This window comes from Cyanobium sp. BA5m-21 (genome assembly GCF_024346235.1).
GTDB classification, from domain to species: Bacteria; Cyanobacteriota; Cyanobacteriia; order PCC-6307; family Cyanobiaceae; genus Cyanobium_A; species Cyanobium_A usitatum.
In genome coordinates, this window is record NZ_JAGQCO010000082.1 from 1 (window position 1) to 6,044 (window position 6,044).

Consider the following 6,044-nt stretch of genomic DNA (forward strand, 5'->3'; position numbering starts at 1 on the left):
TCGTCCATGGCGTCAAGTTAGCGCCTTGGCTTGTTGTTCATGGTGACAAGAAGGTGATCTTCGTTTTGGGCGAGATCGGGGTCTAGGTAGAAATATTGTTGATTTCTGCTCGGCTCCTTGTGGGGGTGTGAGCATCCATGGGCATGAACATCAAAGACCCTGAGGTACATGCCATGGCCCGTGAGCTGGCGGCGCGGCATGGCACCACCGTGACCGATGCCGTGCGTCGTGCGCTTGCGGCCGAACTAGAGAGAAGCCCAGGGCAATCTGCGCTGAAGTTGCAGGATGCCCTCTACGACGAAGACGGTCTGTCGGTCTGATGGTGATCGATACCTCTGCTCTGATAGCCATTCTCAAAGCGGAGCCCGAAGCTGCCGAACTCCTTGGCTGCCTGAGTCAGCCATCTCCGAAGTGGATCTCCACCGCCACTCTCTTGGAAGCTCAGATCCTGGTGATCAGTCAGCTCGGTGAGGCAGGGCCTCCTGAGTTGGACTTGCTCTTGGGCCGAGCGGAGATCAAGTAGCTTCCGCTCGACACGTTGCATGTGCACTGGGCCCTCCACGGCTGGCGCCACTTCGGCAAGGGCCGCCACCGGGCTGGCCTCAACCTGGGTGATTGCTTCAGCTACGGCCTAGCCATGGTCCTGGATCTGCCGCTGCTGTTCAAAGGCGATGATTTTGCCCGCACTGATGTGAAAGCTGCCATGTGAAGGCACGCGTGGGAAACCAGGACTCAGCTGGTGGTGCCAGGGTTGTCGCCCAGAAACTCCAGGATCTCGCGATCTTTGAGGTTTTGAGCGGCGCCGTTGCAGGGCTCCAGCAGGGGGCGGCCGGCGGCAAGCTCCCGCAGGCAGCCCTGGGTGCGGGCCAGCTCCATTTCCAACACGTCGATGCGCTCCATCAGGTTGCGGATCACATTCGCCTCCGTGTCTGGCAGGGCTGAGTGGGCAAGGGGGTCGATCCTCACCCCGCTCTGATGGATCACCCGGCCCGGGATGCCCACCACCGTGCTGTCGGCCGCCACATCGCGCAGCAGCACCGAGCCGGCGCCGATGCGGGTGTTGGCACCCACGGTGATCGCCCCCAGTACCTTGGCGCCGGCGCCAACCACCACGTTCTCCAGCAGGGTGGGGTGGCGCTTGCCATGGGCCTTGCCGGTGCCGCCCAGGGTGACGCCCTGATACAGCAGGCAGCGGTTACTGATCACGGCTGTTTCACCGATCACCACTCCCATGCCGTGGTCGATGAACACGCCATGGCCGATCCGGGCGCCGGGGTGGATTTCAACGCCGGTAGCCAGTCGCCCCAGCTGGCTCAGCAGCCGTGCCAGCAGGGGCAACGGCGGCAGTCGCCGGGCCCAGAGCCAATGGCTGAGACGGTGCAGGGTTAGGGCGTGCAAGCCCGGATAGCAGAGCAGGATTTCCAGCGTGCCTCGGGCCGCAGGATCTCGTTGCTTGATGATCGCCAGGTCGGCTTGCAGTGCCTTGAGCATGGAGCCAGTTTGACCGAGGGGCCCCCCGTCATGCATGATCTTGAAATCGGCAAAGCCGGTAGTTGCGGATGTAGCTCAGTGGTAGAGCATCTCCTTGCCAAGGAGAGGGTCGAGAGTTCGAATCTCTTCATCCGCTTGATTCAGCCTGCCATTTGGTTCATGTAGCCATTGGGTTCAGCTAGCAAGTAGGCCAATTTCTTTGCGCAGTCCGTCGATGGTGGCGGTGCCTAGGTAGCTCTGGGCGCAGTGCACCACCGGCATCCGTATTAGTTGGGCCCTGTTTTGGCGCAGGCTCTGCTCCACCAGAGGCAGGCTGGGGCGGTCGCAGAGCACGTGGCTGGCGGCCCGCAGCAGGGCCAGCAGGCGGCTGCCTGTGTCGGGGTTGGCGGTCATCACTAGCAGCTCGTTGCCGCGCATGCTGTGCAGGATCACCTCGGCGGCCCGCAGGATCCCCGGGCTGATGCTCACCAGGCCCACGCAGCTGCCCTGGCGCAGCTCCTTGAGTAGGTCGAGCTCGTGGCGAAAATCGTTGAGATCAACGGCCACCGCCCGCACGCCGTGCTGTTTGGCAATCTCCTCCACCGGCTGCAGGAAGTAGCGGCTGGTTACCACCGTGCCGTTGTTGGATTCGGTGAGCACCGCCGCCAGCTCCTCCATCGGCACCACCTCCACCGGCACCTCCAGGCTGGGGATGAGCTCCTCGGCGATCAGCATCGAGGCGCCGATGTCCTCGCGGGGGGTGCTGACTAGCACCCGGGCGCCGCAGCGCAGACGCCAGTCGATCTCCCGGGTGAATAAGTCGCGGCTCTGCTGCAGGGTGCAGCCGGCATTGAGCAGGCCATCGACGCTCTGGCGCACCTCACGGTCGATGTCTGGCAGGGGACGGCCCCTGGGGCCCGGCGGCGGCTTGATTTCCCGCGGCTTTTGCTGGTCGCGCACATAGATGCCCGATCCCGCCATCGCTTCAACGACGCCGTCGGTTTCCAGCTGGCGATACACCTTGCTGATCGTGTTGCGGTGCAGGCCGGTCTGCATCGCCAGCTGCCTGGTGCTGGGCAATCGGTGCCCCGGCGGGTAATGGCGGGCCGCAATGGCGAAGCAGATCTGGTTGTAGAGCTGCGTCGACGCCGGGATGTCGCTTTCCTGCTGGATGTGGAATCGCACGCCGGGGTTGGGCCAATTGGGCTGGTGGCCACCATAAAGAGGCTTGGCCCTGGGGACAATCCCCCTGTTGGCATACGCGCTTGTGCCGGTTGGGCCTGGTGCAAGTGGGCGGCCCTCCGGGAAGTTGTACATCTGTACAACTTCCTGCACGCGCAAAAACCCAATGCAAGCCCGCCAATGTCCGCCCGCCCAGACCTTCCCTCCAACCGTTCAGCGCTTGAGCGATATGCAGGCGATCGCTAGAGAAGCGATTTAACCCGTGGGTTCTGCAGCGGAACTTGAAGCCACCTTGGTGTTGCCCTTTGGAGCGGCGGCCTTGCGGGGGCTCAGGAACATGATCATGTTGCGCCCTTCCCGCTTGGGGGGCTGCTGGATCTCGGCGTTGTCCTCGAGGTCCTTGGCCATGCGGTAGAGCAGCACTTCAGCTAGGGCGGTGTGCTGGATTTCGCGGCCGCGGAAGATCACGGTGCACTTCACCTTGTCGCCGTCCTTAAGGAAGCGCTGCGCCTGGCCGATCCGCACCTGATAGTCGTGCGAGTCGATCTTGTAGCGCATCTTCACTTCTTTTACTTCCGTCTGGTGCGACTTCTTCTTGGCTTCTTTGGCCTTCTTTTCCTGTTCAAACTTGTATTTGCCGTAGTCCATGATCCGGCACACCGGCGGATCGGCCTTTTCGCTCACCAACACCAGATCGAGCTCGCGGTCCTTGGCAACCTCAAGGGCCTCCTCGCGGGTGATCACCCCCAGTTGACTGCCATCGGCATCCACCACCCGCAGGTTGGGGTAGCTGATGCGGTCGTTGATGTTGGGCAGCTCCCGCACGGGAGCACGGCGGTCAAAACGGGGACGTGGAGGCATTCAGGGGTGTGAAGGATCGCGAAATCGCTAACGCTTCACCCTAGTCCGCGCTCGACCACTTGCAACGCCTGGGCCAACTGCCCCTCGGTGCTGCGCTCTTCCAGCCAGATCGGCGCATGGCGCCGCCTAAACCAGGTGCGTTGCCGTTTGGCGAATTGGCGGGTGCGCTGCTCGCAAAGGGCGATCGCTTCAGTTTCGCTGAGCTCGCCGGCCAGCTGCTGCTTCGCCTCGGCATAGCCGATGGTGTTGAGCAGGGGCAGTTCAGCCCCGTAGCGCTCGATCAGCGCTTCGGTTTCAGCTACCAGCCCCGCAGCAAATAGGCCCTTGGTGCGGCTGGCAATGCGGCCTGTTAGGTCGGTGGGGGTTAGGCCCAGCTCCAGCACCCGCCAGGGCGGCGGCGTGGCCCCCTGCTGGCTGGATAGGGGCCGCCCCGTGGCATAGAGCACCTCCAGGGCCCTTTGGGTGCGCACGGCATCGGCGGGGGCGATGCGGGCGGCGGCCGCTGGATCGCCCTGGCGCAGCAGCTGGTGGCAGAGGGGCTGGCCGAGGGCTGCTAGCTGGGCGCGCAGTTGGGGTTGGGGTGGCACCGCTGGGGGCTCCAGCCCCTGGGTGAGGGCCTGTAGGTAGAGGCCGCTGCCGCCAGCCAGCAGGGCCAGGGGCTTGCTGGCAAGTTCGGCGTTGAGCTGGGCCTCGGCGATCGCCCGAAACTCCTGCAGGTTGATCGGCTGGTCGGGATCGCGCAGATCCAGCAGCTCGTGGCGCGCCTGCCCCCGCTGAGCGGCCGTGGGCTTGGCGGTGCCCACGTCCATCTGCCGGTAGAGCTGGCGCGAATCCACGTTCAGCACCGCCAGATCGAGGGCCTGGGCCAGGGCGATTGCCAGGTCCGTTTTGCCGCTGGCCGTGGGGCCCAGCAAGACGATGACAAGGGGTTGGCCTGCGGACTCAGTGGGGCTCATGGGTCCACCTTGCCAGGGGGTGTCAGCCCGGGTTGGCGGTGGTAAATTGCTTATTGCAATAGGGCTTTTGGGCCCGTTTGCGCCTTACTTGCCCCGGGATTTCGCCGTCCTGTGCCGAATCCCTGGGGAGACCTTCCTGCATGAGCGCTGAAAGCCAAGCTTCCACGAAAATTCAGGCCGCCTATGGCGCCGAGCAGATCCAGGTTCTGGAGGGCCTGGAGCCGGTTCGCAAGCGGCCGGGCATGTACATCGGCTCCACCGGGCCCCGAGGCCTGCACCATTTGGTGTACGAGGTGGTCGATAACGCAGTGGATGAGGCCCTAGCCGGCCACTGCGACCAGATCCTGGCGGTGCTCAACGACGACGGATCTTGCGCCGTCACCGACAACGGCCGCGGCATCCCCACCGATATCCACCCGCGCACCGGTAAGAGCGCCCTTGAAACCGTGCTCACGGTGTTGCACGCCGGCGGCAAGTTTGGCTCTGGTGGCTACAAGGTTTCTGGCGGCCTGCACGGCGTTGGTGTGTCGGTGGTCAATGCCCTCTCCGAGTGGGTGGAGGTCACGGTTTACCGCCAAGACCAGGTGCACACCCAGCGCTTTGAGCGCGGCGCCCCGATTGGCATCCTGCAATCAGCCGCTGGCGAGAAGGGCCGCACCGGAACATCGGTGTGTTTCAAGCCCGATATCGAGATTTTCTCGACCGGCATTGAGTTCGACTACCAAACTCTCTCCTCGCGTTTACGCGAGCTGGCCTACCTCAATGGTGGGGTGCGGATTGTCTTCCGTGACGACCGTGCTGCGGCCCGCAATGCCGCTGGCGAAGCTCACGAAGAGATCTATTTCTACGAAGGCGGCATCAAGGAATACGTCGCTTACATGAATAAGGAGAAGGATCCTCTCCACCCCGAAATCATTTACGTCAACCGCGAAAAGGACGGTGTACAGGTGGAAGCGGCACTGCAGTGGTGCGTGGATGCCTACTCAGACAGCATTCTTGGCTTTGCCAACAACATCCGCACTGTCGATGGTGGCACCCATATCGAGGGCCTGAAAACGGTGCTTACCCGCACCCTCAACACCTTTGCCAAAAAGCGCGGCAAGCGCAAGGATGCCGATACCAACCTAGCTGGCGAAAACATCCGCGAGGGCCTCACCGCGGTGCTTTCGGTAAAGGTGCCCGACCCGGAATTTGAGGGTCAGACCAAGACTAAGTTGGGTAATACGGAAGTTCGCGGCATTGTTGACACGCTGGTGGGGGAAGCCCTCAGCGAATATCTAGAATTCAATCCCTCGGTGATCGATCTGATCCTCGAGAAGGCTATTCAGGCCTTCAATGCAGCCGAGGCTGCCCGCCGTGCTCGCGAGCTGGTGCGACGCAAGAGCGTGCTCGAGAGCTCCACCCTGCCTGGCAAGTTGGCAGATTGCTCCTCCCGCGACCCGGCCGAGTCTGAGATCTACATCGTGGAGGGGGATTCAGCTGGTGGTTCGGCCAAGCAGGGGCGAGACCGTCGCTTCCAAGCGATCCTGCCATTGCGGGGCAAAATTCTCAACATTGAGAAAACTGACGACGCCA

8 protein-coding genes and 1 tRNA gene are annotated in these 6,044 nt (G+C 63.0%); 5 read left to right on the forward strand and 4 right to left on the reverse strand.

The annotated features are described in order from the left end of the window. Positions 1-143 precede the first annotated feature (143 nt). The 3 genes from KBY72_RS13875 to KBY72_RS13885 are packed head-to-tail and all read left to right on the forward strand — an operon-like array spanning position 144 to position 709. Positions 144-320 carry a type II toxin-antitoxin system VapB family antitoxin gene (locus KBY72_RS13875; protein WP_254993818.1) on the forward strand — a complete coding sequence of 59 codons (177 nt, stop codon included), beginning with the start codon at positions 144-146 and terminating at the stop codon, positions 318-320. Then, a complete protein-coding gene (locus KBY72_RS13880; RefSeq protein ID WP_254993819.1) occupies positions 320-523 on the forward strand; it encodes a type II toxin-antitoxin system VapC family toxin in 204 nt (67 codons plus the stop codon). The genes KBY72_RS13875 and KBY72_RS13880 overlap by 1 nt, the downstream gene beginning before the upstream one ends. A gap of 21 nt (positions 524-544) precedes the next feature. After that, positions 545-709 carry a type II toxin-antitoxin system VapC family toxin gene (locus KBY72_RS13885; protein ID WP_254993820.1) on the forward strand — a complete coding sequence of 55 codons (165 nt, stop codon included), beginning with the start codon at positions 545-547 and terminating at the stop codon, positions 707-709. A gap of 23 nt (positions 710-732) precedes the next feature. On the opposite strand, the gene cysE is transcribed toward KBY72_RS13885, so the two are convergent. Continuing rightward, on the reverse strand, positions 733-1,491 hold the full coding sequence (gene cysE / locus KBY72_RS13890; protein ID WP_254962297.1) for a serine O-acetyltransferase: 759 nt from the start codon (positions 1,489-1,491) through the stop codon (positions 733-735). Positions 1,492-1,555: 64 nt separating this feature from the next. On the opposite strand from cysE, the gene KBY72_RS13895 reads away from it, so the two are divergent. After that, positions 1,556-1,627: transfer RNA gene (locus KBY72_RS13895), tRNA-Gly, on the forward strand. Positions 1,628-1,665: 38 nt separating this feature from the next. Here KBY72_RS13895 and KBY72_RS13900 read toward each other — a convergent pair. The 3 genes from KBY72_RS13900 to miaA all read right to left on the reverse strand — a co-directional run bounded on the left by KBY72_RS13900 (position 1,666) and on the right by miaA (position 4,469). Beyond that, complete coding sequence (locus tag KBY72_RS13900; protein ID WP_254993821.1) at positions 1,666-2,655, reverse strand: GntR family transcriptional regulator; 990 nt, start codon at positions 2,653-2,655, stop codon at positions 1,666-1,668. A 252-nt stretch (positions 2,656-2,907) separates the two neighbouring features. Further along, positions 2,908-3,513, reverse strand: a complete 606-nt coding sequence (infC, locus tag KBY72_RS13905; RefSeq protein ID WP_254962298.1) for a translation initiation factor IF-3 — start codon at positions 3,511-3,513, stop codon at positions 2,908-2,910. Between the two features lie 35 nt (positions 3,514-3,548). Next, on the reverse strand, positions 3,549-4,469 hold the full coding sequence (gene miaA / locus KBY72_RS13910; protein ID WP_254962299.1) for a tRNA (adenosine(37)-N6)-dimethylallyltransferase MiaA: 921 nt from the start codon (positions 4,467-4,469) through the stop codon (positions 3,549-3,551). Between the two features lie 140 nt (positions 4,470-4,609). Here miaA and KBY72_RS13915 point away from each other — a divergent pair. Then, on the forward strand, positions 4,610-6,044 hold a 1,435-nt coding region (locus KBY72_RS13915; RefSeq protein ID WP_254993822.1), incomplete at its 3' end, for an ATP-binding protein.

What these genes read in the sequence shown, in the direction of transcription:
- KBY72_RS13875 (WP_254993818.1), top strand. Translation starts at nt 144, where the DNA reads ATGAACATCAAAGACCCTGAGGTACATGCCATGGCCCGTGAGCTGGCG.
- KBY72_RS13880 (WP_254993819.1), top strand. Translation starts at nt 320, where the DNA reads ATGGTGATCGATACCTCTGCTCTGATAGCCATTCTCAAAGCGGAGCCC.
- cysE (WP_254962297.1), bottom strand. Translation starts at nt 1,491, where the DNA reads ATGCTCAAGGCACTGCAAGCCGACCTGGCGATCATCAAGCAACGAGAT.
- infC (WP_254962298.1), bottom strand. Translation starts at nt 3,513, where the DNA reads ATGCCTCCACGTCCCCGTTTTGACCGCCGTGCTCCCGTGCGGGAGCTG.
- miaA (WP_254962299.1), bottom strand. Translation starts at nt 4,469, where the DNA reads ATGAGCCCCACTGAGTCCGCAGGCCAACCCCTTGTCATCGTCTTGCTG.